Source organism: Streptomyces subrutilus, from assembly GCF_008704535.1.
Lineage (GTDB): Bacteria > Actinomycetota > Actinomycetes > Streptomycetales > Streptomycetaceae > Streptomyces > Streptomyces subrutilus.
Genome location: NZ_CP023701.1, coordinates 4,630,001 through 4,652,497 on the forward strand (window position 1 = coordinate 4,630,001; position 22,497 = coordinate 4,652,497).

General features: G+C 72.4%; 17 protein-coding genes and 2 rRNA genes (1 of these 19 running past the window's edge). 11 read left to right on the forward strand and 8 right to left on the reverse strand.

What is annotated here, in order from left to right; translation table 11 throughout:
- Positions 1 to 1,657 (forward strand): 23S ribosomal RNA (locus CP968_RS20345); it begins 1,468 nt to the left of the window's first position.
- Positions 1,658 to 1,733: 76 nt separating this feature from the next.
- Positions 1,734 to 1,850, forward strand: a 5S ribosomal RNA gene (gene rrf / locus CP968_RS20350).
- A 110-nt stretch (positions 1,851 to 1,960) separates the two neighbouring features.
- On the opposite strand, the gene CP968_RS20355 is transcribed toward rrf, so the two are convergent.
- The 5 genes from CP968_RS20355 to CP968_RS20375 all read right to left on the reverse strand — a co-directional run bounded on the left by CP968_RS20355 (position 1,961) and on the right by CP968_RS20375 (position 7,619).
- Complete coding sequence (locus tag CP968_RS20355; RefSeq protein ID WP_150519364.1) at positions 1,961 to 3,271, reverse strand: DUF58 domain-containing protein; 1,311 nt, start codon at positions 3,269 to 3,271, stop codon at positions 1,961 to 1,963.
- Positions 3,271 to 4,257 (reverse strand): AAA family ATPase, encoded by a 987-nt coding sequence (locus CP968_RS20360; RefSeq protein WP_150519365.1) that lies wholly within the window; start codon positions 4,255 to 4,257, stop codon positions 3,271 to 3,273. The genes CP968_RS20355 and CP968_RS20360 overlap by 1 nt, the downstream gene beginning before the upstream one ends.
- Entirely contained in the window at positions 4,254 to 5,429 is a 1,176-nt protein-coding gene (locus CP968_RS20365) for a DUF4350 domain-containing protein (protein WP_150519366.1), read from the reverse strand. The genes CP968_RS20360 and CP968_RS20365 overlap by 4 nt, the downstream gene beginning before the upstream one ends.
- Before the next feature lie 206 nt (positions 5,430 to 5,635).
- The gene (locus CP968_RS20370; protein WP_150519367.1) at positions 5,636 to 6,316 is read right to left on the reverse strand and encodes a DUF4129 domain-containing protein; all 681 of its coding nucleotides are present in this window, start codon (positions 6,314 to 6,316) and stop codon (positions 5,636 to 5,638) included.
- A 7-nt stretch (positions 6,317 to 6,323) separates the two neighbouring features.
- Positions 6,324 to 7,619: a DUF7847 domain-containing protein gene (locus CP968_RS20375; protein WP_150519368.1), complete on the reverse strand. Its 1,296-nt coding sequence runs from the start codon at positions 7,617 to 7,619 to the stop codon at positions 6,324 to 6,326.
- A gap of 234 nt (positions 7,620 to 7,853) precedes the next feature.
- Here CP968_RS20375 and mtrA point away from each other — a divergent pair, with 234 nt between their 5' ends.
- From mtrA to CP968_RS20405, 6 genes are all read left to right on the forward strand, one after another.
- The gene (gene mtrA, locus CP968_RS20380) at positions 7,854 to 8,543 is read left to right on the forward strand and encodes a two-component system response regulator MtrA (RefSeq protein WP_189828951.1); all 690 of its coding nucleotides are present in this window, start codon (positions 7,854 to 7,856) and stop codon (positions 8,541 to 8,543) included.
- An 88-nt stretch (positions 8,544 to 8,631) separates the two neighbouring features.
- Positions 8,632 to 10,488 (forward strand): MtrAB system histidine kinase MtrB, encoded by a 1,857-nt coding sequence (mtrB, locus tag CP968_RS20385; RefSeq protein ID WP_150522023.1) that lies wholly within the window; start codon positions 8,632 to 8,634, stop codon positions 10,486 to 10,488.
- On the forward strand, positions 10,478 to 12,424 hold the full coding sequence (locus tag CP968_RS20390; protein WP_150519369.1) for an LpqB family beta-propeller domain-containing protein: 1,947 nt from the start codon (positions 10,478 to 10,480) through the stop codon (positions 12,422 to 12,424). The genes mtrB and CP968_RS20390 overlap by 11 nt, the downstream gene beginning before the upstream one ends.
- A gap of 121 nt (positions 12,425 to 12,545) precedes the next feature.
- On the forward strand, positions 12,546 to 13,292 hold the full coding sequence (locus CP968_RS20395; RefSeq protein WP_150519370.1) for a ComF family protein: 747 nt from the start codon (positions 12,546 to 12,548) through the stop codon (positions 13,290 to 13,292).
- Positions 13,293 to 13,637: 345 nt separating this feature from the next.
- Positions 13,638 to 14,333, forward strand: coding sequence for a ribosome hibernation-promoting factor, HPF/YfiA family (gene hpf / locus CP968_RS20400; RefSeq protein ID WP_373304085.1), 696 nt, complete (start codon positions 13,638 to 13,640; stop codon positions 14,331 to 14,333).
- A 192-nt stretch (positions 14,334 to 14,525) separates the two neighbouring features.
- The gene (locus CP968_RS20405; protein ID WP_150519372.1) at positions 14,526 to 15,266 is read left to right on the forward strand and encodes a response regulator; all 741 of its coding nucleotides are present in this window, start codon (positions 14,526 to 14,528) and stop codon (positions 15,264 to 15,266) included.
- A 53-nt stretch (positions 15,267 to 15,319) separates the two neighbouring features.
- Here the strand turns inward: CP968_RS20405 and CP968_RS20410 are convergent, their stop codons facing one another.
- Together CP968_RS20410 and CP968_RS20415 are read right to left on the reverse strand one after the other, a co-directional pair.
- Positions 15,320 to 16,501 carry a winged helix-turn-helix domain-containing protein gene (locus tag CP968_RS20410; protein WP_150519373.1) on the reverse strand — a complete coding sequence of 394 codons (1,182 nt, stop codon included), beginning with the start codon at positions 16,499 to 16,501 and terminating at the stop codon, positions 15,320 to 15,322.
- A 48-nt stretch (positions 16,502 to 16,549) separates the two neighbouring features.
- Positions 16,550 to 17,128: a GNAT family N-acetyltransferase gene (locus tag CP968_RS20415; protein WP_150519374.1), complete on the reverse strand. Its 579-nt coding sequence runs from the start codon at positions 17,126 to 17,128 to the stop codon at positions 16,550 to 16,552.
- A 227-nt stretch (positions 17,129 to 17,355) separates the two neighbouring features.
- Here CP968_RS20415 and secA point away from each other — a divergent pair, with 227 nt between their 5' ends.
- A complete protein-coding gene (gene secA, locus CP968_RS20420; RefSeq protein ID WP_150519375.1) occupies positions 17,356 to 20,154 on the forward strand; it encodes a preprotein translocase subunit SecA in 2,799 nt (932 codons plus the stop codon).
- Positions 20,155 to 20,225: 71 nt separating this feature from the next.
- Here secA and CP968_RS20425 read toward each other — a convergent pair whose 3' ends face one another.
- Positions 20,226 to 20,681 (reverse strand): Rv3235 family protein, encoded by a 456-nt coding sequence (locus tag CP968_RS20425; protein WP_150519376.1) that lies wholly within the window; start codon positions 20,679 to 20,681, stop codon positions 20,226 to 20,228.
- Positions 20,682 to 21,050: 369 nt separating this feature from the next.
- Here CP968_RS20425 and CP968_RS20430 point away from each other — a divergent pair, with 369 nt between their 5' ends.
- Together CP968_RS20430 and CP968_RS20435 are read left to right on the forward strand one after the other, a co-directional pair.
- Positions 21,051 to 21,551, forward strand: coding sequence for a DUF6912 family protein (locus CP968_RS20430; RefSeq protein WP_150519377.1), 501 nt, complete (start codon positions 21,051 to 21,053; stop codon positions 21,549 to 21,551).
- Positions 21,552 to 21,619: 68 nt separating this feature from the next.
- Positions 21,620 to 22,288 carry an HAD family hydrolase gene (locus CP968_RS20435; RefSeq protein WP_150522024.1) on the forward strand — a complete coding sequence of 223 codons (669 nt, stop codon included), beginning with the start codon at positions 21,620 to 21,622 and terminating at the stop codon, positions 22,286 to 22,288.
- Positions 22,289 to 22,497 lie beyond the last annotated feature (209 nt).

The window sequence follows — 22,497 nt, forward strand, 5'->3', positions numbered from 1 at the left end:
TAAGGCGAGGCCGACAGGCGTAGTCGATGGACAACCGGTTGATATTCCGGTACCCGCTTTGAAACGCCCAATATCGAATCCTCTGATGCTAAGGCCGTGAAGCCGTTCCGGACCCTTCGGGGAAAGGAAAGTGGTGGAGCCGCCGATCCAAGGTGGTAGTAGGTAAGCGATGGGGTGACGCAGGAAGGTAGTCCAGCCCGGGCGGTGGTAGTCCCGGGGTAAGGGTGTAGGCCGAGGGGTAGGCAAATCCGTCCCTCATATAAGGCTGAGACCTGATGCCGAGCCGATTGTGGTGAAGTGGATGATCCTATGCTGTCGAGAAAAGCCTCTAGCGAGTTTCATGGCGGCCCGTACCCTAAACCGACTCAGGTGGTCAGGTAGAGAATACCGAGGCGTTCGGGTGAACTATGGTTAAGGAACTCGGCAAAATGCCCCCGTAACTTCGGGAGAAGGGGGGCCATCACTGGTGAGAGGACTTGCTCCTTGAGCTGGGGGTGGCCGCAGAGACCAGCGAGAAGCGACTGTTTACTAAAAACACAGGTCCGTGCGAAGCCGTAAGGCGATGTATACGGACTGACGCCTGCCCGGTGCTGGAACGTTAAGGGGACCGGTTAGTACACTTTCGGGTGTGCGAAGCTGAGAACTTAAGCGCCAGTAAACGGCGGTGGTAACTATAACCATCCTAAGGTAGCGAAATTCCTTGTCGGGTAAGTTCCGACCTGCACGAATGGCGTAACGACTTCTCGACTGTCTCAACCATAGGCCCGGTGAAATTGCACTACGAGTAAAGATGCTCGTTTCGCGCAGCAGGACGGAAAGACCCCGGGACCTTTACTATAGTTTGATATTGGTGTTCGGTTCGGCTTGTGTAGGATAGGTGGGAGACTTTGAAGCAGCCACGCCAGTGGTTGTGGAGTCGCCGTTGAAATACCACTCTGGTCGTGCTGGATGTCTAACCTCGGTCCGTGATCCGGATCAGGGACAGTGTCTGATGGGTAGTTTAACTGGGGCGGTTGCCTCCTAAAGAGTAACGGAGGCGCCCAAAGGTTCCCTCAGCCTGGTTGGCAATCAGGTGTTGAGTGTAAGTGCACAAGGGAGCTTGACTGTGAGACCGACGGGTCGAGCAGGGACGAAAGTCGGGACTAGTGATCCGGCGGTGGCTTGTGGAAGCGCCGTCGCTCAACGGATAAAAGGTACCCCGGGGATAACAGGCTGATCTTCCCCAAGAGTCCATATCGACGGGATGGTTTGGCACCTCGATGTCGGCTCGTCGCATCCTGGGGCTGGAGTCGGTCCCAAGGGTTGGGCTGTTCGCCCATTAAAGCGGTACGCGAGCTGGGTTTAGAACGTCGTGAGACAGTTCGGTCCCTATCCGCTGTGCGCGTAGGAATATTGAGAAGGGCTGTCCCTAGTACGAGAGGACCGGGACGGACGAACCTCTGGTGTGCCAGTTGTCCTGCCAAGGGCATGGCTGGTTGGCTACGTTCGGGAGGGATAACCGCTGAAAGCATCTAAGCGGGAAGCCTGCTTCAAGATGAGTATTCCCACCTCCTTGAGAGGGTAAGGCTCCCAGTAGACGACTGGGTTGATAGGCCAGATGTGGAAGCCCGGTAACGGGTGAAGCTGACTGGTACTAATAGGCCGAGGGCTTGTCCTCAGTTGCTCGCGTCCACTGTGTTAGTTCTGAAATAACGAACGGCTGTGAAAATACCAGCGTTCAAATTTCATAGTGTTTCGGTGGTCATAGCGTTAGGGAAACGCCCGGTTACATTCCGAACCCGGAAGCTAAGCCTTTCAGCGCCGATGGTACTGCAGGGGGGACCCTGTGGGAGAGTAGGACGCCGCCGAACAATCATTGTGGGAAAGCCCCGCACCTTATGGTGCGGGGCTTTTCTGCGTTCCAGGACAGTTTTTCGGGGCCCCGATCGATCGGGGCCCCTTTCGCGCGTTCAGAGGGCGTTCAGAGCCGGCCGGCGGCCTTCAGGGCGAGGTAGACGTCGGCCAGGGCGGGGGCGAGGGTGTCCGGGGTCGCGTCGACGACGTGGACGCCGTACCGGCCGAGCTGGTCGGCCGTGCGGCGGCGCTGGGACCGGGACTGGGTGCCGGCCGCGGCTGCGTAGACCGCGTCCACGTCACCGCGGGAGGCCGTCATCTCCGCGACCTGCGGGTCGGCCACCGAGGCCAGCAGGACCGTGTGGCGCTGTGTGAGGCGCGGGAGCAGCGGGAGCAGGCCCTCTTCGATCGGGGCCGCGTCCAGGCTCGTCAGGAGGACCACCAGGGAGCGGCGCGGGGCACTGCGCAGGACGGTGGAGACGAGACTGCGGGAGTCCGTCTCGACCAGTTCCGGTTCCAGGTCGGCCATCGCGCTCACGAAGGACGGCAGGGTGTCGGCGGCGGACCGGCCCTGGACCCGGGCGCGTATCCGGCGGTCGTGGGCCAGGAGGTCGACGCGGTCGCCGGCCCGCGTGGCCAGGGCGGCCAGGAGGAGGGCCGCGTCCATGGCGGAGTCGAGCCGGGGGGCGTCGCCGACGCGGCCCGCCGAGGTGCGGCCGGTGTCCAGGCAGATCAGGATGTGCCGGTCGCGTTCGGGCCGCCAGGTGCGCACGGCCACCCTGTTCTGGCGGGCCGTGGCCCGCCAGTCGATGGAGCGGGTGTCGTCTCCGGGGACGTAGTCGCGCAGGCTGTCGAACTCGGTGCCCTCGCCGCGGGTGAGCACGCTCGTACGGCCGTCGAGTTCGCGCAGGCGCGCGAGACGGGAGGGGAGGTGCTTGCGGCTGGTGAACGGGGGGAGGACCCGTACCGTCCAGGGGACCGTGTGGGTGCCCTGGCGGGCGAGCAGGCCGAGCGGCCCGTACGAGCGGATCGTGACGCGGTCCGCACGGCGGTCGCCGCGCCGGGTGGGGAGCAGGCGGGTGGTCAGCCGGCGGCGTTCGCCGGGCGGGACCACCACGTCGTGGCGTGAGGCGGCCGGTTCCGTGCCCGGGAGCCAGCTGCTCGGGGGCCAGGCGTCGCGGACGCGGGCGCGCAGCGGGCGGCCGCTCGGGTTGGTGAGGGTGAGGTGGACCTCGGCCGGTTCGCCGAGGCGTACCGAGGTGTCTCCGGACCGGGTCAGCCCGAGGGCGCGGACCGGCGCCGCGAGGGCGCAGTCCACGGCGCAGGCCAGCGCGAGCGTGCCGTTGACGGCGAGCAGCCCCGTCCAGCCCGGTTCGAGGATGCCGACGGGGAGGCTGCCGAGGGCCGCGAGCAGGGCGGCGCGTCCGGTGAGGGCCATCAGCGCGGGACGGGGACGTGGGAGAGGATCGCCGTGATGACGGCGTCGGCCGTGACCCCCTCCATCTCCGCTTCGGGGCGCAGCTGGACGCGGTGGCGCAGGGTCGGCAGGGCGAGGGCCTTCACGTCGTCGGGGGTGACGTAGTCGCGGCCGGTGAGCCAGGCCCAGGCGCGGGCGGTGGCCAGCAGGGCGGTCGCTCCGCGCGGGGAGACGCCGAGGGTCAGGGACGGCGACTCGCGGGTGGCGCGGCAGACGTCGACGACGTACGCGGCGATCTCCGGGGTGACGGTGACGCGCGTGACGGCCTCGCGGGCGGCGTCCAGCTCCTTCGGGCCGGCGACGCGGCGGATGCCGGCGGCGGCCAGGTCGCGGGGGTCGAAGCCGGCCGCGTGCCGGGTCAGGACGCCGATCTCGTCCTCGCGGGAGGGCAGCGGGACGGTCAGTTTGAGGAGGAAGCGGTCCAGTTGGGCTTCGGGGAGGGGGTACGTGCCCTCGTACTCGACCGGGTTCATGGTGGCGGCGACGAGGAACGGCTCCGGGAGCGGGCGCGGGGTGCCGTCGACGGTGACCTGGCGCTCCTCCATCGCCTCCAGGAGGGAGGACTGGGTCTTGGGGGGCGTCCGGTTGATCTCGTCCGCGAGGAGGAGGTGGGTGAAGACCGGGCCGTTCTGGAAGGAGAACTCGGCGGTGCGCGCGTCGTAGACGAGGGAGCCGGTGACGTCGCTCGGCATCAGGTCGGGGGTGAACTGGACGCGCTTGGTGTCGAGTTCGAGGGAGGCGGCGAGGGCCCGGACCAGGAGGGTCTTCGCGACGCCGGGTACGCCTTCGAGGAGGACGTGGCCGCGGCACAGGAGCGCGACGACGAGACCGGTGACGGCGGAGTCCTGGCCGACCACGGCCTTGCCGATCTCGGTGCGGAGCGCTTCGAGGGAAGCGCGGGCGCTGTCCGCGGTCGTGGTCGCGGGCTCGGTGGCCGGGTACGTCATGACGTACGGACCTCTCTTTCGAGGGCGTCGAGGTGGTCGGCGAGCGCGACGAGGGCCGCGTCGTCGGAGGGGGTGGTGCCGAAGAGGAGGGCGTTCACGTCGCGCGGTCGCGGCTCTGGCCGCTGCTGCGGCTCGGGCGCGGGGGTGAGGCGGGCGGAGACGGCCGGGACCAGGGTCGCGGGGTCGTGGGCCCGGGTGGGCGGGACGCCGAGGAGTGCGGCCAGGCGTTCGCGGGTGGCGGCGCGCAGTACGGTCGCGGCCCGGTCGCGGGCGCCGGCCTTGCGGTAGAGGCGGGCGCGGCCCTCGGTGGCCTCGGAGGCGCGGACGACGACGGGCAGGCGTTCGGTGACGAGGGGGCCGAGGCGCCGGGCGCGCCAGAGGGCGGCGAGGACGCCGGCGACGAGGAGTTGGAGGAGGGCCCAGGACCAGCCGGCCGGGAGCAGCTCGAAGAAGCTCTGCTCCTCGCCGTCGGCGGCGGTCTCCGGGTCGCTGTCGGCGAGGGAGGGCAGGTACCAGACCAGTTCAGGGCGGGAGCCGAGGAGTTGGAGGGCGAGGGAGGCGTTGCCCTGCTCGGCGAGGTGCTCGTTGAGGAGGAACGCCTCGGAGCCGAGGAGGACGGTCTCGCCGGTGCTGCCGGCGCCGGTGGTGCCCGGGGGGAGGACGAGGAGGGTGGGGTGGCCGCCGGCCGGGTAGCAGGCGGTGGCTCCGGGGAGGGTGGCGTAGCTCAGGCCCGAGCCGGTGGCGGCGCGGCCTGCGGAGAGGGCGGCGGGCAGCGCGCAGTCCGGGGCGAGCACGTCGGGACGGGCCTCGCCGGAGGTCCGTACGCCGGGGGCCAGCACGGGCAGGCTCGGGCCGGAGGGGGCCAGGAGGACGGTGCGGCCGCCCGCGAGGTCCGTGGCGGAGCGGAGGGCGCTGAGCCGGCCGGCCCCGAGCCGGTCCGGTGCGGTGACCAGGAGGGTGGTGCCGGGGCCGGCCGCGGCGGCGGCCTCGCGGGCGGTGGTGACGACGCGGGTCGTCACGCCCCGGTCCTGGAGCAGTTCGGCGAGGGCTCGGCTGCCGGAGGGGTCGGCGGAGCGGGGGTCGAGGTAGCCGTGGCGGGTGCCGGCGGTGAGGGCGGCGGTGACGATGCCGCCGGCGAGGAGCACGGCGAGGACGGCGAGGAACTTCCGCACGCGACGGTTCCGCTCCGCGGGGCTGCGGCGGGGGGCGGCGGTGGCCGCCGGTGCTGCTGCGGTCGCCGGCGGAGCGCCGGGAGTCGGGGCCGAGGGGGGTACGGGGGTCCCCCACCGGGGCGGCGTGGCCGGGGTCGGGTTCAGGTTCGGGGGCGTGGGGGTACCCGGGTCCGGGGCGTCGGGGGTTGCGTCCGGGGTGGGGGCCGTCACGGGGTGGGGCCCGTCAGGAGCGGTGTGGTGCGGGTCAGGGTGTGGTCCAGGGCGCTCAGGCGGGCGTAGGCGTCGGCGTCGGCGGTGCGGCCGCCGTAGGTGACGTCGTCGAAGGTGCGGGCGGCGGCGCGCAGGTCCGCGGCGTGCCGGGGGAGGGCGGCGGACGCCTCGGTCGCGGCCTCGTCGGCGGTGCGGCCGGGGCGGGGGTCGAGCAGGGCGCGTTCCTCCAGGGAGCGGACGACCGCGCGCATCCGCTCCTGGACGGCCTCGGTCCAGCGGCCGGCGGCGGCGTGGGCCCCGGCGGCCGTGCGGTGGTCCGCGGCGCTGCGGACGCCGTCGTGGAAGAGGGTGCCGGCGCCCGCGGGGGCCCGGCGGGGGGAGCCGAGCCGCCACCACAGGGCGGCCCCGGCCAGGACGACGACCACGAGGATGACGACGAGGCCGAGCGCGCCGCCGGGGGAGGCCCCGGCGGCCGCGGAGAACAGGTCGTCGAGCCACTCCAGTGCCTTGCGCAGGGCACGGGTCAGCAGGCCCGGGTCGTTCTCGTGGTACATCGGCTTGGCCAGTTCGCGCTCGGCCGCCTCGCGGGCGGCGTCGCGCGGTGTCGTCACCGGTGGTGCGTCCGCGCCCGGCCGGAGCGCCGCGGCGCGCGTGATGAGGCCCCCCGTGCTCACCATCGGCGGATCAGCCTCCGGCCGTGCCGTTGCCGTAGTTCTCGACGCCGGCCGCCCGGGCGAGTTCCAGGTCGAGGGCCTCGCGCCGGATGCGCTGGTCCACGTAGAGCAGGACGGTGACGCCCGACTGCATCGGCATGGTGATCGACTGCGCGACGACCAGGCCGACGGCGGAGAGGATGAGCGCGCCCCAGGTGACGGCGGCGGTGCCGTCCTCCAGACCGGACATGCCGCCGCCGAAGGCGAAGACGCCGATGAGCGTGAGCGGCCAGACGATGATCATCGAGACCATGCCGGTGATCAGCACGGTGAGCGCCGAGATGCCGAAGACGCGCCACCAGGAGCCCTTCACGAGCTTCCAGGAGCGGCCGAAGGCCTTGAAGATGCCGCCCTTCTCCAGCATGAGGGCCGGGGAGGCGAGGCTGAAGGAGGTCCAGAGCCAGACGGCCACCACGATCCACAGGAGCATGCCGATCAGGGCCACGCCGATGCTCTGCGAGAGGATCGCGGGCACCACCATGACGGCCGCGAGCAGCGCGAGGCCGATGCCCAGCAGCACGGTCAGGCCGATCAGGCGCAGCAGCTGGGGGCGGGCGTCGCGCCAGGCCTCCGCGACGGAGGAGCCGTGGCCGAGGATGGCCCGACTGAAGATCATCGTGAGCATGGCGGTGACCACGACCGTCGCGAGGAACTCGACGAACTTGGTCGCCACCGTCACCGACAGCCCGCTGCCGATGCTGTTGATCAGCTCCTCCGCGTCGGGCGTCCGGTTCGGGTCGAACGTCGCCAGGTCCGCCAGCAGCAGTTTCTGTACGAGCACGCTGATCATCTGGACGACCGTGGCCACGACCAGGGTGATCGGGAGGACCGAGCGCCAGTGGGTGCGCATGGTGGAGACCGCGCCGTCGAGGATCTCGCCGAGGCCGAGCGGGCGCAGCGGGATCACGCCGGGCTTGGCGGCCGGGGGCTTGCCCCACTGGCCGGGGCCGCCCGGGTAGCCGTACTGGCCGGCGTAGGGGGCGCCCTGCTGAGCCGGGTACGGGGCGCCCTGGGGTGCGCCCGGCCGGTCGCCCTGGTCGTACGATCCCCAGCCCTGGCCCTGCTCCCGGCCCGGCTGCGGGGCTCCGGGGGGCTGCTGCGGGGCGGGGGCGGGTGCGCCGTCGGCCGGGTTCGACCACTGGCCGGGCGGGGGCTGCTGCGCGGACCACTTCGGGTCGGCGGCGGCCGGCCGGTCGGCGGGTGCCCCCTGCGGCTCGCCGTCGGACGGGGAGGGTCCGGGCGTAGCCCAGCCCGGAGAGTCGTTCATCGTCGCTCCTTCACGTGCACCTGCTGGGGCGGGGGCGCTGGTCGCTGCCATCGTGCCACGTGGGATCACCGAACGGACCGGCCGTCCCCCTTGATCTCCGGCAGCCCGTACCTTCAATTGTCACCCGGATCCGGGGCAGACTGGTCGACCTGATCACCACGCAGGTCCGAGGGGCGATTTCCAGCCCTTTTGGCTGTGGGACAGCTCACCGCCAGGTAACGATTAGCTAATGGGATGATGTCAACCATGAAGGGACGCGTCCTTGTCGTCGACGACGACACCGCGCTGGCCGAGATGCTCGGCATTGTGCTGCGTGGAGAAGGTTTTGAGCCGTCGTTCGTAGCGGACGGTGACAAGGCACTTGCTGCCTTCCGGGAGGCGAAGCCGGACCTGGTGCTGCTGGACCTCATGCTGCCCGGACGGGACGGCATAGAGGTGTGCCGGCTCATCCGGGCCGAGTCCGGCGTGCCGATCGTCATGCTCACCGCCAAGAGCGACACCGTGGACGTGGTCGTGGGCCTGGAGTCCGGGGCCGACGACTACATCGTGAAGCCGTTCAAGCCGAAGGAGCTGGTGGCCCGCATCCGGGCCCGCCTGCGCCGGTCGGAGGAGCCCGCGCCCGAGCAGCTGGCCATCGGTGACCTGGTCATCGACGTGGCCGGGCACTCGGTCAAGCGGGAGGGCGCCTCGATCGCCCTGACCCCGCTGGAGTTCGACCTGCTGGTCGCGCTCGCCCGCAAGCCCTGGCAGGTGTTCACCCGCGAGGTGTTGCTGGAGCAGGTCTGGGGCTACCGGCACGCGGCGGACACCCGGCTGGTCAACGTGCACGTCCAGCGGCTGCGCTCGAAGGTCGAGAAGGACCCCGAGCGCCCCGAGATCGTCGTGACGGTCCGCGGTGTCGGATACAAGGCCGGACCGAGCTGACGTGCAGCCCGGCACGGACCGGGGCGCCTCCCGCCCGGGGCGCCTGCGGGGCGGCCGGCTGCTCCGGGACGGAGCGCCCGGCGGAGCCCTGCTGCGGCTGTGCGTACGCCTCGTACGCCGGCCGCTGCTCCCGGCTGTGCGGCTGTGGCGGCGCAACATCCAGCTGCGGGTGGTCGCGGCCACCCTGCTGATGTCACTGGCCGTGGTCCTCGCGCTCGGGTTCGTCGTCATCGCCCAGGTGAGCAAGGGCCTCCTCGACGCCAAGGAGGAGGCCGCGCAGAGCCAGGCCGCGGGAGGCTTCGCGGTCGCACAGGAGAAGGCCAACGCCCCGGCGGCGGTGGACGGGCCCGACGCCACCGACAACAAGGTCGGCCTCGACGCCAGCACCTGGATGAACTCCCTGGTCAAGCAGCTGGCCAGCGGCGGCCAGACCGCCTTCGAGGTGGTCGCCCTCGGCGCGGGCACCGGGGACCCGGCGCCGCCCGGCGGCGCCCAGGGCGTCCGCGGCGCCCGCGCCTCGGGCAACGTGGACCCGACCGCGAGCGTGCCGCTGGAGCTGCGCCGGGCCGTCAACCACGCCACGGGCACCTTCAAGACCTTCTCCGAGATCCGGTACACCGCCGGGGCCGGCGACAAGGCGCCCGAGCCCGCGCTGGTCGTGGGCAAGCGGCTCACCGACATCAAGGGCGATCCGTACGACCTGTACTACCTCTTCCCGCTCACCCAGGAGGAGGAGTCCCTCAACCTGGTCAAGAGCACCATCGCCACCGCCGGCCTGTTCGTCGTGGTGCTGCTCAGCGCCATCGCCTGGCTCGTCGTGCGGCAGATCGTGACCCCCGTCCGGATGGCCGCCGGGATCGCCGAGCGGCTCTCCGCGGGACGGCTCCAGGAGCGGATGAAGGTCACCGGCGAGGACGACATCGCCCGGCTGGGCGAGGCCTTCAACAAGATGGCCCAGAACCTCCAGAACAAGATCCAGCAGCTGGAGGAGCTCTCCCGGATGCAGCGCCGGTTCGTCTCGGACGTCTCGCACGAGCTGCGGACCCCGCTGACGACCGTGCGGATGGCCGCCGACGTCATCCACGACGCCCGCGTCGACTTCGACCCGGTCACCGCGCGCTCCGCCGAACTCCTCGCCGGACAGCTCGACCGTTTCGAGTCGCTCCTCGCCGACCTGCTGGAGATCAGCCGCTTCGACGCCGGGGCCGCCGCCCTGGAGGCCGAGCCCATCGACCTGCGGGACGTCGTGCGCCGCGTCATCGACGGGGCCGAGCCGCTCGCCGAGCACAAGGGCAGCCGCATCCGCGTCCTCGGCGACACCCAGCCCGTGATCGCCGAGGCCGACGCCCGTCGGGTGGAGCGGGTGCTGCGCAACCTCGTCGTCAACGCCGTCGAGCACGGCGAGGGCCGCGACGTGGTGGTCCGGCTCGCCTCGGCGGGCGGGGCCGTGTCCGTGGCCGTACGGGACTACGGGGTCGGGCTCAAGCCCGGCGAGGCCACCCGCGTCTTCAACCGCTTCTGGCGGGCCGACCCGGCCCGGGCGCGCACCACCGGCGGTACGGGCCTGGGCCTGTCCATCGCCGTCGAGGACGCCCGGCTGCACGGCGGCTGGCTCCAGGCCTGGGGCGAGCCGGGCGGCGGATCTCAGTTCCGCCTGACCCTGCCGCGCACCGCCGACGAGCCGCTGCGGGGCTCGCCGATCCCGCTGGAGCCGGAGGACTCGCGGGCCAACCGGGCCCGGGCCGCCGCCGACGCCGCCGCGGCCGGTGCGGACGGGCGGCAGCAGGCCGAGGGGCCCGACCGGTCGCCGATACCGCCGCGGTCGCCGGTCGCCGGCGCGCAGAACGTACCGGCCGACCCGACGGCCCTGCCGGGCAACGGGTCCCGGGTGGTGGCCCGGCCCGCCGAGCAGGCAGCACAGGAGGATCGAACCGATGGACGCTGAGCCGGGGCCCGGGCCGGGGCACGAGGGGCCGCGGGCCGGAGCCGGGGTGCGGGCCGGCGCGGGGGGTGCGCCGGAGCGCGCGGCCGCCGCAGGCGCCCCCGGGCGCCGGCGTACGCGGACGCGGGCGCTGCGCGCGTGCGCGCTGGGCGCGGCCGGGCTGCTGCTGGCCGGGTGCGCCTCGATGCCCGACCACGGCGAGATCCGCGCGGTGCGCGGCTCGCAGGGCGTCGACTCGCAGGTCCGGGTGTTCGGCGTGCCGCCCGCGGACAAGGCCAGCCCGGCCGACATCGTCGACGGCTTCCTGGAGGCACTGACCGGCGACGACCCGCAGCTGGAGACGGCCCGCAAGTACCTCACCGAGGACGCGGCCAAGAGCTGGAAACCGGGCTCGGCGGTCACCGTGCTCTCCGCGGGCCTCGACCGCTTCCCCGTGCAGGGCGAGAAGAACTCGGACCAGGCCCGCTGGAAGGTGGCCGGCAAGAAGCTCGCGACGGTCGACGAGCGCAGCGCGTACCAGCCGGAGACCGGCGGGGCGCAGTACGAGGAGTTCCTCCAGCTCGTCCAGGTCGACAAGCAGTGGCGGATCGCGACGCCGCCGCGCAGCCTGGTGCTCAGCGACTCCGACTTCCAGCGCATGTACATGCCCGTCAGCAAGTACTACTTCGCGGGCGGCACCCTGGTGGCCGACCCGGTCTACGTGCGTCAGCGCAGCGACCCCGACTCGCGGATGGACCCGACCACCCAGACCGTGCAGTCGCTGCTCGCCGGCCCGTCCAAGTGGCTCGGACCGGTCGTGGAGTCCAGCTTCCCGACCGGCACCGAGCTGCGCGAGGGCACCAAGTCCCTTTCCTACGACGGTCAGAACACGCTGCGCGTGCCGCTCAACGCCAAGGCCGACAACGTCGCCCAGCCGCAGTGCCAGAAGATGGCCACCCAACTCCTCTACACCGTCAAGGACCTGACGGCGTCCCGGCCCGAACGGGTCGAACTGCTGCGCTCCGACGGCAAGACCTCGATGTGCGCGGTCAGCGAGGTCGCCGCGGCCGACCTCGCCAACCGGCCCCCGACGCCGGGTTTCCAGTACTACGTGGACGCCGAGAGCCGGCTCGTGCGGATGAAGCTCGACGTCACCAACGACGAACAGCAGTACCGGCCGGAGGCGGTGCCGGGGCCGCTGGCCACGGCGCCCGGCTTCAAGGTCGGCTCCGCGGCCGTCTCGCACGGCGAGCGGCGCGCCGCCGTCGTCTCGGAGGACGGCCACGGGCTGTACGTGGTGCCGCTGACCGGGTCCGGTGCGATGCCGCCGCCGGTGCTGGTGGGCCGGGGTGCCAAGCCGAACCTGCTGACGACGCCCAGCTGGGACGCGGCCGGTGACCTGTGGGTCGCCGACCAGGACCCGGCCAACGCGGGGCTGTGGCGGGTGCCCGGGGGGACCGGGGCGCCGCAGAGGGTGGAGGTGTCCGGGCTCGACGGGCGGCGGATCACCTCGCTGAAGATCTCCCCGGACGGGGTGCGGATCGCGCTGCTCCTCCTGGAGCCCGGCGGCCGCAAGAACCTGTGGGTCGGCCGGGTCGAGCGGCCGGCCGGCAAGGGCGACGCCTCGGCGGTGTCCGTGCGCGAGCTGCGCCCGGCCGCCCCGCAGATGGCGGACGTGACGGCGATGAGCTGGGCGCCGCGGGGCCGGCTGCTGGTGGTGGGCCGCGAGAGCGGCGGCGTCGACCAGGCCCGCTACATGCTGGCGGACGGCTCGATGGTGGCCGCGAGCCTGCCCGGGGCCACCGAGCTGGTGGCGGTGGCGGTCGCGGTCTCGGAGGACGAGGACAAGCCGAAGCCGGTGCTCGCGTACTCGCAGGAGGACGGGATCGTCTGGCTGCCGCCGGGGGCGCAGTGGCGCACGGCGGCGGCGGGCGGCCGCGGACCGGCCTACCCGGGCTGAGCGGCGGCCGCGCCGCCGACGGGCCGGCCCCGCGCGGGGCCGGGCCGGGCTCCGGTGCGGCCCGTTCCGGGGTTGTCCACAGGGGTGGCGGGTGCGGGGCGGGCTCCGGCAGGGTGGGGTGATGCGGGAGTGGTGGCGTGAGCTCGCCGGGTTGGTCCTGCCGGTCGACTGCGCGGGCTGCGGGGCCGCGCGGACGCTGCTGTGCGGCCGGTGCCTGGAGGCGCTGAGCGGGGCCGCGGCGGGGCCGGTACGGCCCTGGCCGCGCCCGGCGGGGCTGCCGGTGGTGCACGCCGCCGCCGGGTACGAGGGGGGCGTACGGGAGGTGCTGCTGGCGCACAAGGAGCGCGGGGCGCTGCCGCTGGCGGGGGCGCTCGGGGCGGCGCTGGCGGCGGCGGTCCGGGCGGGCGGGCGCGGGGCGCGGGACGGGCCGGGGGAGCTGGCCCTGGTGCCGGTCCCGTCGGCGCGGCGGCAGGTCCGGGCGCGCGGGCACGACCCGGCGCGCAGGATCGCCCTGGCGGCCGCGGCGCGGCTGCGGCGGGCCGGGGTGCCGGCGCGCGTGGCGCCCGTACTGGCGCTGCGGCGCGCGGTGGCGGACCAGGCGGCCCTGGGGGCCCGGGAGCGCCGGGAGAACCTCGCCGGGGCCCTCGCGGTGTGCCGGGACGGGCCGCGCCTGACGGCCGGGGCCTCGATCGTGCTCGTGGACGACCTGATCACCACGGGGGCCACGCTGGCGGAGGCGGCGCGGGCGGTACGGGCCGCGGGGCTGGTGGAGGGGGTCGGCTTGAGGGCGGCGGTGGTGGCCGCACCGGCCGGTTCCTTCGATCGCAACCGGTCGGCGACTCGTACAGACCAAAAATCTTGCGAATAGATTTGGAACTGCGGGGGAAGGCGCATCGTTGCAGGTAGTAAGAGTGAACAGTCACCTGAACGGAGGTACGTTCCGGTAGCGGGTGCCGACAACCGTCATAGAGAGATATGTTCGGTTGTGAGGAAATGGCGAGCCTTGGGCCCCACGCATCGGATCGCACGTTTCGGAATGCTTCGTGTCAGGAGGCTGTCTCTCGACTCCGAAGTCGGTGGGGTGTAGATCTTGCCGATGGGGGAGGAGGAGGTGAAAGTCGCCAAGTCCGAGGCTCCGGTGTTCACCGGAGTCTGGTGCGAAAGGGAGACGCTTCGCCCCGTGGGGCGGAGTCATCCGGGAACGGAGTTCTGCGTGGACATCGTCGTCAAGGGCCGCAAGACCGAGGTGCCCGACCGGTTCCGCAAGCACGTGGCCGAGAAGCTGAATCCGGAGCGGATCCAGAGGCTCGACGCCAAGGTGATCAGCTTGGACGTCGAGGTGTCCAAGGAGCACAACCCGCGGCAGGCCGACCGTTCCGACCGCGTGGAGATCACTCTGCACTCGCGGGGCCCGGTGATCCGTGCCGAGGCCGCGGCAGCCGACCCGTACGCGGCGCTGGACCTCGCTCAGGACAAGCTGGAGGCCCGGCTGCGCAAGCAGCACGACAAGCGCAACACCCGCCGCGGCAGCGGGCGCATTTCGGCCGCGGAGGTCGCCGACGTGGTGCCGGACGCCGCCACCCTGAACGGCAACGGCGAGCCCGTCGGCGAGGAACGGACGGACGGGGTTCCGACCACCCGGATCGGATCGCTGGAAGTGCAGGGCGAAGGCCCGCTGATCGTCCGCGAGAAGACCCACTCGGCGTCGCCGATGTCGCTGGACCAGGCTCTCTACGAGATGGAGCTGGTCGGCCACGACTTCTACCTGTTCGTCGACTCCGACTCCAAGATGCCGAGCGTCGTCTACCGGCGTCACGCCTACGACTACGGCATCATCCACCTGAACCCCGACGGTGCTTCGAGCTCGGACGAGCCGGGTGCGGGCGCCGGCGGTGCGCTGGGCGGCTGAGCCCACTCCTTCGTCTGCCCCCGCGGGCCGCTCACGGCGGCCGGCGGGGGCAGACGTATGACGGGTATGCGCCACCCGGCCACCGTTGGCTCACCGCGGCGCGGTGCGGGCATGGAATCATGGCGGGCAGCCAACCGGCGTCGGACCGCACCGGGTTGGCCCAGCAGCTCGGCACATGCAGGGGGAGGAACGATGGCGGACAGCTTCGGGCCGGGGCGCGGCGACGACGGCGCGGGCTGCCGTGGGTCGGACGAGGCCGCCGAGCCGGCCCGCGAACCCATCCGGGTGCTGGTCGTCGACGACCACGCCCTCTTCCGGCGCGGGCTGGAGATCGTCCTCGCGCAGGAGGAGGACATCCAGGTCGTCGGCGAGGCCGGGGACGGGGCCGAGGCCGTGGACAAGGCGGCCGACCTGCTGCCGGACATCGTGCTGATGGACGTGCGGATGCCCCGGCGCGGCGGGATCGAGGCGTGCACCTCCATCAAGGAGGTGGCTCCCTCCGCGAAGATCATCATGCTGACGATCAGCGACGAGGAGGCCGACCTCTACGACGCGATCAAGGCGGGCGCGACGGGCTACCTCCTGAAGGAGATCTCGACGGACGAGGTGGCCACCGCCATCCGCGCGGTCGCGGACGGACAGTCGCAGATCAGCCCGTCGATGGCGTCGAAGCTGCTGACCGAGTTCAAGTCGATGATCCAGCGCACCGACGAGCGCCGGCTGGTGCCGGCGCCGCGGCTGACGGACCGGGAGCTGGAGGTCCTCAAGCTGGTGGCCACCGGTATGAACAACCGGGACATCGCCAAGGAGTTGTTCATCTCCGAGAACACGGTGAAGAACCACGTCCGCAACATCCTGGAGAAGCTGCAGCTGCACTCCAGGATGGAGGCCGTGGTCTACGCGATGCGCGAGAAGATCCTCGAAATCCGCTAGCCCCGGGCCTCAGCCCTCAGCCCTCAGGCCCCGGCGTCCGGGACCGCCGCGTGCTAGGGGCGGCGCGCGGCGAGTTCGGCCGTGACGGCCGCCGCCTGCGCCGGGGAGGCGGCGCGCTCGACGCGCACGTCCTCGCACCCCACCCACCGCGCGGCCTCCCACAGGGCCTCGGCCATGGCGCCGGCCGCCGCGGGGCTCTCCAGCGAGAGCTGCCGGGCGACCAGGGTGGCGCCCTCGCGGCCCGGGTCGACGCGGCCCCGCAGCAGCCCGCCGGCGAGCAGCGGCATCGCGAAGTACCCGTGGATCCGCTTGGGCTTGGGGACGTACGCCTCCAGCCGGTGCGTGAAGCCGAAGACCCGCTCGGTGCGCGGGCGGTCCCAGACCAGGGAGTCGAACGGGGAGAGCAGCGTGGTGCGGTGGCGGCCGCGGGGGACCGTCGCGAGCGCCGCCGGGTCGGCCCAGGCGGGCTTCGCCCAGCCCTCGACCTCGACCGGGACCAGCCCGGAGTCCGCGATCACCGCGTCCACCTGGTCGCCCCTGAGCCGGTGGTAGTCCGCGAGGTCCGCGCGGGTGCCGACGCCCAGCGACCGCCCGGCCAGGGCCACCAGCCGGCGCGTGCACTCCCGGTCGTCGAGGTCGTCGTGGAGCAGGGCGTCGGGGACGGCCCGCTCGGGCAGGTCGTAGACCCTCTTCCAGCCGCGCCGCCGGCCGCACACCACCTCGCCGGTGTCGAGCAGCCACTCCACCGCGATCTTGGTCTCGGACCACTCGAACCACTCGCCGCCGTTCTTGGCGCCGCCCAGCTCCGTCGAGGTCAACGGGCCGTCGGCGCGCAGCCGGTCCAGGACCGCCCGGGTGGAGCGCTCCTTGTCCCGGAGGATGTGCCAGCGGTGTCCGCGGGCCCGCCGGGCACGGCGCCGGAAGGCGAAATGCGGCCATTCCTCGATCGGCAGGATGCAGGCCGCGTGCGACCAGTACTCGAAGGCGTGCCGGTCGCTCCAGTACGCCTCCTCCACCGCGGAGCGGCCCACCGCGCCCAGCCGGGCGTACGGGACCAGCTCGTGCGAGCGGGCCAGGACGGAGATGGTGTCCAGCTGTACGGCGCCCAGGTGCCGCAGCACCCCGCGGACCCCGCCGCGCCGGTCGGGCGCCCCGAGGAACCCCTGGGCGCGCAGGGCGATCCTGCGGGCCTCGGCTGCGGACAGGGACTCGGTCGGCGGCGGCAGGCTCGTCATGGTCCGCAGCCTAGGGCGCCCCGCCGACAGCACGGGACCCGGTCCGGGTCACGCGTCGGCCGGCCGGGGCAGGTAGGGCAGGGCGGAGGGCAGGCCGAGGTCCTCGGGCAGCAGGCCGCCGATCCAGCAGTCGCGGGCCGTGCCCTTGACGAGCAGGGCCGCCCGCAGGGTGCCCTCGAAGCGGAAGCCGGCCTTGGCGGCGACGGCGCGGGAGCCCTCGTTGCCGACCTCGGCGCGCCACTCCAGCCGTGCGGCGTGCAGCGCGGTGAAGGCCCAGCGGGCCACCGCCTCCACCGCCTCGGTCATGTAGCCGAAGCCGCGGTGCTCCCGGACCGTCCAGTAGCCGATCTCGTAGCCGCCCGCGCCGCGGACGTGCACGCTGACGGCAGCGACCAGCGGGCCGACCGGGCCGAGCCGGACACCGAAGCCGTAGCCGGTGTCCTCGCGCCAGCCCTCGGGGACCAGCTCGGCCACGAAGCTCCGCGCGTGCTCGCGCTCGTACGGGGAGGGGACCATCGTCCAGCGCTGGATGTCGGGGTCCTGCGCGGCCGCGTACACCTCGTCCTCGTCGGCCGGGCCGAAGGGTCGCAGGGCGAGGCGGTCGGTGGTCAGTGTGGTGGGCTCCATGGGGGGATTCTCACGGCCCCGGGCCACCGGAACGAAACGGATTTCGCACGGGGCGGCACCTTGGGGCCGCCTCGTACGTTGTCATTCCGGGCACCCGTGCCCTGCGGATACGGCGGACCTCCCGGCGCGACCACGTCCTCGCTTACGATGGCCGTTGCGGTGGGGCCCACCTGCCGTGCCCGTGCATGTACAGTGCCCAGGCCCGACCGGCAAGGAGACAAACCTCGGTGTCCGTCTTCAACAAGCTCATGCGTGCAGGCGAAGGCAAGATCCTGCGCAAACTGCACCGCATCGCGGACCAGGTCAACTCCATCGAAGAGGACTTCGTCAACCTCTCCGACGCCGAGTTGCGTGCTCTCACCGACGAGTACAAGCAGCGCTTCCAGGACGGCGAGAGCCTGGACGACCTGCTCCCCGAGGCCTTCGCGACCGTACGCGAGGCCGGCAAGCGGGTCCTCGGCCAGCGCCACTACGACGTCCAGATCATGGGCGGCGCCGCGCTGCACCTCGGCTACGTCGCCGAGATGAAGACCGGTGAGGGCAAGACCCTCGTCGGCACGCTGCCCGCGTACCTGAACGCGCTGTCGGGCAAGGGCGTCCACCTGATCACGGTGAACGACTACCTCGCCGAGCGCGACTCCGAGCTGATGGGCCGGGTGCACAAGTTCCTCGGCCTGGAGGTCGGCTGCATCCTGGCGAACATGTCGCCCGCGCAGCGCCGCGCCCAGTACGGCTGCGACATCACCTACGGCACGAACAACGAGTTCGGCTTCGACTACCTGCGCGACAACATGGCGTGGTCCCAGGAGGAGCTGGTCCAGCGCGGCCACAACTTCGCCGTGGTCGACGAGGTCGACTCCATCCTCGTCGACGAGGCCCGCACCCCGCTGATCATCTCGGGCCCGGCCGACCAGGCCACGAAGTGGTACGGCGACTTCGCGAAGCTGGTGACGCGCCTGACCAAGGGCGAGCCCGGCCAGCCGCTGAAGGGCATCGAGGAGACCGGCGACTACGAGGTCGACGAGAAGAAGCGCACCGTCGCCATCCACGAGACCGGCGTCGCCAAGGTCGAGGACTGGCTCGGCATCGAGAACCTCTACGAGTCGGTGAACACCCCGCTCGTCGGCTACCTCAACAACGCCATCAAGGCGAAGGAACTGTTCAAGAAGGACAAGGACTACGTCGTCATCGACGGCGAAGTCATGATCGTCGACGAGCACACGGGCCGCATCCTGGCCGGCCGCCGCTACAACGAGGGCATGCACCAGGCGATCGAGGCGAAGGAGGGGGTGGACATCAAGGACGAGAACCAGACCCTCGCCACGATCACCCTGCAGAACTTCTTCCGCCTCTACTCGAAGCTGTCGGGCATGACCGGTACGGCCATGACCGAGGCCGCCGAGTTCCACCAGATCTACAAGCTCGGCGTGGTCCCGATCCCGACCAACCGCGACATGGTCCGCAAGGACCAGCCGGACCTGATCTACCGGACCGAGGTCGCGAAGTTCGCCGCCGTCGTCGACGACATCGCGGAGAAGCACGAGAAGGGCCAGCCGATCCTCGTCGGTACGACGTCGGTCGAGAAGTCCGAGTACCTCTCCCAGCAGCTGTCCAAGCGCGGCATCCCGCACGAGGTGCTCAACGCCAAGCAGCACGACCGGGAGGCGACGATCGTCGCCCAGGCCGGCCGCCGCGGCGCCGTCACCGTCGCCACGAACATGGCCGGCCGCGGTACCGACATCAAGCTCGGCGGCAACCCGGACGACCTGGCCGAGGCCGAGCTGCGCCAGCAGGGCCTGGACCCGGAGGAGCACATCGAGGAGTGGGCGCAGGCCCTGCCCTCCGCGCTCACCCGGGCCGAAGCGGCCGTGAAGGCGGAGTTCGAGGAGGTCAAGGACCTCGGCGGGCTGTACGTGCTGGGGACCGAGCGCCACGAGTCGCGCCGCATCGACAACCAGCTGCGCGGCCGCTCCGGCCGTCAGGGCGACCCGGGCGAGTCCCGTTTCTACCTGTCGCTCGGCGACGACCTGATGCGGCTGTTCAAGGCGCAGATGGTCGAGCGCGTCATGGCCATGGCCAACGTGCCGGACGACGTGCCGATCGAGAACAAGATGGTGACGCGCGCCATCGCGTCGGCCCAGTCGCAGGTCGAGACCCAGAACTTCGAGACGCGCAAGAACGTCCTGAAGTACGACGAGGTGCTCAGCCGGCAGCGCGAGGTCATCTACAGCGAGCGCCGCCGCGTCCTGGAGGGCGAGGACCTGCAGGAGCAGGTGCGCCACATGATGGACGACACGATCGACGCCTACATCGCGGCCGAGACGGTCGAGGGCTTCGCCGAGGAGTGGGACCTCGACCGGCTGTGGGGCGCCTTCAAGCAGCTCTACCCGATCAAGGTCACCGTGGACGAGCTGGAGGAGGCCGCGGGCGACCGCGCGGGCATCACCGCCGAGTTCATCGCGGAGTCCGTCAAGGACGACATCCACGAGCAGTACGAGGCCCGCGAGGCCACGCTCGGCTCCGACATCATGCGCGAGCTGGAGCGGCGCGTGGTGCTGTCGGTGCTGGACCGCAAGTGGCGCGAGCACCTGTACGAGATGGACTACCTGCAGGAGGGCATCGGCCTGCGGGCGATGGCCCAGAAGGACCCGCTGGTCGAATACCAGCGCGAGGGCTTCGACATGTTCAACGCCATGCAGGACGGCATCAAGGAGGAGTCCGTCGGCTACCTGTTCAACCTGGAGGTCCAGGTCGAGCAGCAGGTCGAGGAGGTCCCGGTGCAGGACGCGGGGCCGTCGCTGACGAAGGAGCCGGGCGCCGCGCGCCCGGAGATCCGGGCGAAGGGGCTGGACGCCCCGCAGCGGCCGGACCGGCTGCACTTCTCGGCGCCGACCGTGGACGGCGAGGGCGGCGTGATCGAGGGCGACTTCGAGAACGAGGGCGCCTCCGTCGACGGGGACGGCCTGACCCGGGCCGAGCGGCGCAAGGCGCAGAAGACGTCGGGCGGCCGCCGCCGCAAGAAGTAGCCCCGTAGCGGGGGTTGAGCGCCGGCCGGGGCCGGGCACCGTACGCGGTGTCCGGCCCCGGCCGCGTCGGTTCACGGCCGGGGGCCGCGGATCTCGACGGCCGCGCAGCGCCAGCGCAGGTCCGGGCCCTGTTCGAGGCGGAAGGCCATCGCGGTCAGCCGGTCGCCGGTGGCGATGCGGGCGAAGGCCTCGATGACGCCCGGCCCCGGGGTGAAGCGGCCGCACTGGCGGACGACCGGGCTGGGCCGGCCGGCCGCCGGGTCGGTGGGCGCGAGGCCGACGAGCTGCTGGTAGGCCGGGCCGACGGTGTGGCCGAGCAGCGAGTGGACCGGGCGGCGGCCGCTGACCACGGCCAGCAGGCGTTCGGCGAACCAGTGGTGGGGGCCCTGGCGCGGGGTCCGCGGCGGTGCGCCGCCGGGCCGGCGCGGGTCGCGGCGGCCCGCGGGGCGGGTGCGGGACGGGCCGGCGGGCCGGCGGCGGCCGCCGTCGTTGCCGGTCGTGCCGTCGCGCGTCGTGGTGGTGTCCATCGCGATCTGCCCCCGTACGGGCCGGGCCCGGAGCGTACCGAGCGGTAACGTGATGGTGATCTTCTACGGCCGCCGGACACGCTCCGCAACCGCGCCCGGCCCCCGCCCCGGCCCCCGGCCCGGTTCACCTATCCGAGTGCGCGGCCCCCGGGCGGGCGCCGACCCGCCGCCGACCCCGCGGCGGACCGCGGAGCGGGGTGGACGGCCCCCGGGTCCGCGGCGCCGCCCCGAAGGGGGACCGGGCCGTCACCCGGGCGGACCGGCGGCGGAGCTGAGCCCGCCGCCCGGGCGGACCGGTACGGGGGCGGGCGCCGGCCGGGGCTCCGGTCGTATCCTGGGGGCGTTTCCGACTACCGAAAGCAGCCGGCCATGCGCGTGTACGTCCCCCTCACCCTCCCCGGGCTCGCCGAGGCGCACAAGGCGGGCGAGCTGGGCCCCGCCCCGCTGCGCGCGTACGCCGTCACCCCCGGGCTCCGCGAGTGGTACGTGTCGGACGACATCGAGGAGCTGGAGTACGCGGCCCTCGGCCGGGCCGCCGCCGCCTCGCTGCGGCTGCTCGCCGCCGACCCGGACGCGCCCCGCCGCCGCGTCGTCCTCGCCCTCGACGTCGCGGACGAAGCGGCCACCGCCACCCCCGGCATCGACGAGGCCACCCTCGGCCAGGTCGCCCTCGCCGACGCCGTACGGCTCGCCGTGGCCGCCGCGGTGCACGTCGACGCCGACGACGCCCGCGAGGACGTCGAGGCGGCCGCGGCGGCCCTCGCCGCGGCCGATGCCGGGGACGACGACGCCCGCTTCACCGTGGACGGCGCCGAGGACCACGAGCTGCTGTGGTTCGGGGTGCAGGAGATCGAGGGGCTGCTGAAGTGACGGCCGCGACCCCGGACACCGCGAGCATCCCGGACGCCGCAGAGGCCGCAGACGCCGCGGCCCCCGCCGTGTCCTCCCGTCCGACGCACCTCGTGTGGGACTGGAACGGCACGCTGCTGCACGACATCGACGCCGTCATGGCCGCCACGAACGCCTCCTTCGCCGAGCTCGGCTTCCCGCCGATCACCCTGGCCACCTACCGCGACACCTACGTCGTGCCCGTGCCCCGCTTCTACGAGCGGCTCATGGGCCGGATGCCCACCGAGGCGGAGTGGCTCGTCATGGACGACGCCTTCCACCGGCACTACTGGGCCGCCGCCGAGGGCGCCGGACTCGCCGAAGGGGCCGCGGAGCTGCTCCAGGACTGGGTGCGGGCCGGGCTGACGCAGTCCCTGCTGTCCCTCGCGCCGCACGAGAAGCTCGTCCCGCTGGTGCGGTCGCACGGGATCGACCGGCACTTCCTGCGCGTGGACGGGCGGATCGGTCCCTCGCACACCAGCAAGGCCGTACATCTCGTACGCCACCTGGCCGCCCTGGACGGGACGGGCGTCACCGCCGCGCGTACGGTCCTCATCGGTGACGCCGTGGACGACGCCCTCGCGGCCGCCCACGTGGGCGCCCGGGCCGTGCTCTACACGGGCGGTTCGCACAGCCGCAGCAGTCTGGAATCAGCCGGTGTCCCCGTCGTGGACACGCTGGCGGACGCCGTACGGACAGCTCGCGAGCTGGCCGGATAGCGACGGGCACGCGCAGCGCGCCACGTCGCTGTCCAGAGTGTCAAAGTTCCACCCCCGGATTTGTACACATACAGCTCATGACGGGTCGGGGGTGGGTGGGGATAGCCTTGTACCCGTGATCAGCGCGATAGTCCGCGGGGGCGCCGAAGCCCCCGGACCCAGCCCGGCGCACTACGGTGCCCGGGCCATCGCTGGTCCCCGCCGCCGGG

What these genes read in the sequence shown, in the direction of transcription:
- CP968_RS20430 (WP_150519377.1), top strand. Translation starts at nt 21,051, where the DNA reads ATGCGCGTGTACGTCCCCCTCACCCTCCCCGGGCTCGCCGAGGCGCAC.
- CP968_RS20390 (WP_150519369.1), top strand. Translation starts at nt 10,478, where the DNA reads ATGGACGCTGAGCCGGGGCCCGGGCCGGGGCACGAGGGGCCGCGGGCC.
- CP968_RS20415 (WP_150519374.1), bottom strand. Translation starts at nt 17,128, where the DNA reads ATGGAGCCCACCACACTGACCACCGACCGCCTCGCCCTGCGACCCTTC.
- CP968_RS20370 (WP_150519367.1), bottom strand. Translation starts at nt 6,316, where the DNA reads ATGGTGAGCACGGGGGGCCTCATCACGCGCGCCGCGGCGCTCCGGCCG.
- CP968_RS20375 (WP_150519368.1), bottom strand. Translation starts at nt 7,619, where the DNA reads ATGAACGACTCTCCGGGCTGGGCTACGCCCGGACCCTCCCCGTCCGAC.
- CP968_RS20355 (WP_150519364.1), bottom strand. Translation starts at nt 3,271, where the DNA reads ATGGCCCTCACCGGACGCGCCGCCCTGCTCGCGGCCCTCGGCAGCCTC.
- CP968_RS20410 (WP_150519373.1), bottom strand. Translation starts at nt 16,501, where the DNA reads ATGACGAGCCTGCCGCCGCCGACCGAGTCCCTGTCCGCAGCCGAGGCC.
- CP968_RS20395 (WP_150519370.1), top strand. Translation starts at nt 12,546, where the DNA reads ATGCGGGAGTGGTGGCGTGAGCTCGCCGGGTTGGTCCTGCCGGTCGAC.
- mtrA (WP_189828951.1), top strand. Translation starts at nt 7,854, where the DNA reads ATGATGTCAACCATGAAGGGACGCGTCCTTGTCGTCGACGACGACACC.
- CP968_RS20425 (WP_150519376.1), bottom strand. Translation starts at nt 20,681, where the DNA reads ATGGACACCACCACGACGCGCGACGGCACGACCGGCAACGACGGCGGC.
- CP968_RS20360 (WP_150519365.1), bottom strand. Translation starts at nt 4,257, where the DNA reads ATGACGTACCCGGCCACCGAGCCCGCGACCACGACCGCGGACAGCGCC.
- CP968_RS20405 (WP_150519372.1), top strand. Translation starts at nt 14,526, where the DNA reads ATGGCGGACAGCTTCGGGCCGGGGCGCGGCGACGACGGCGCGGGCTGC.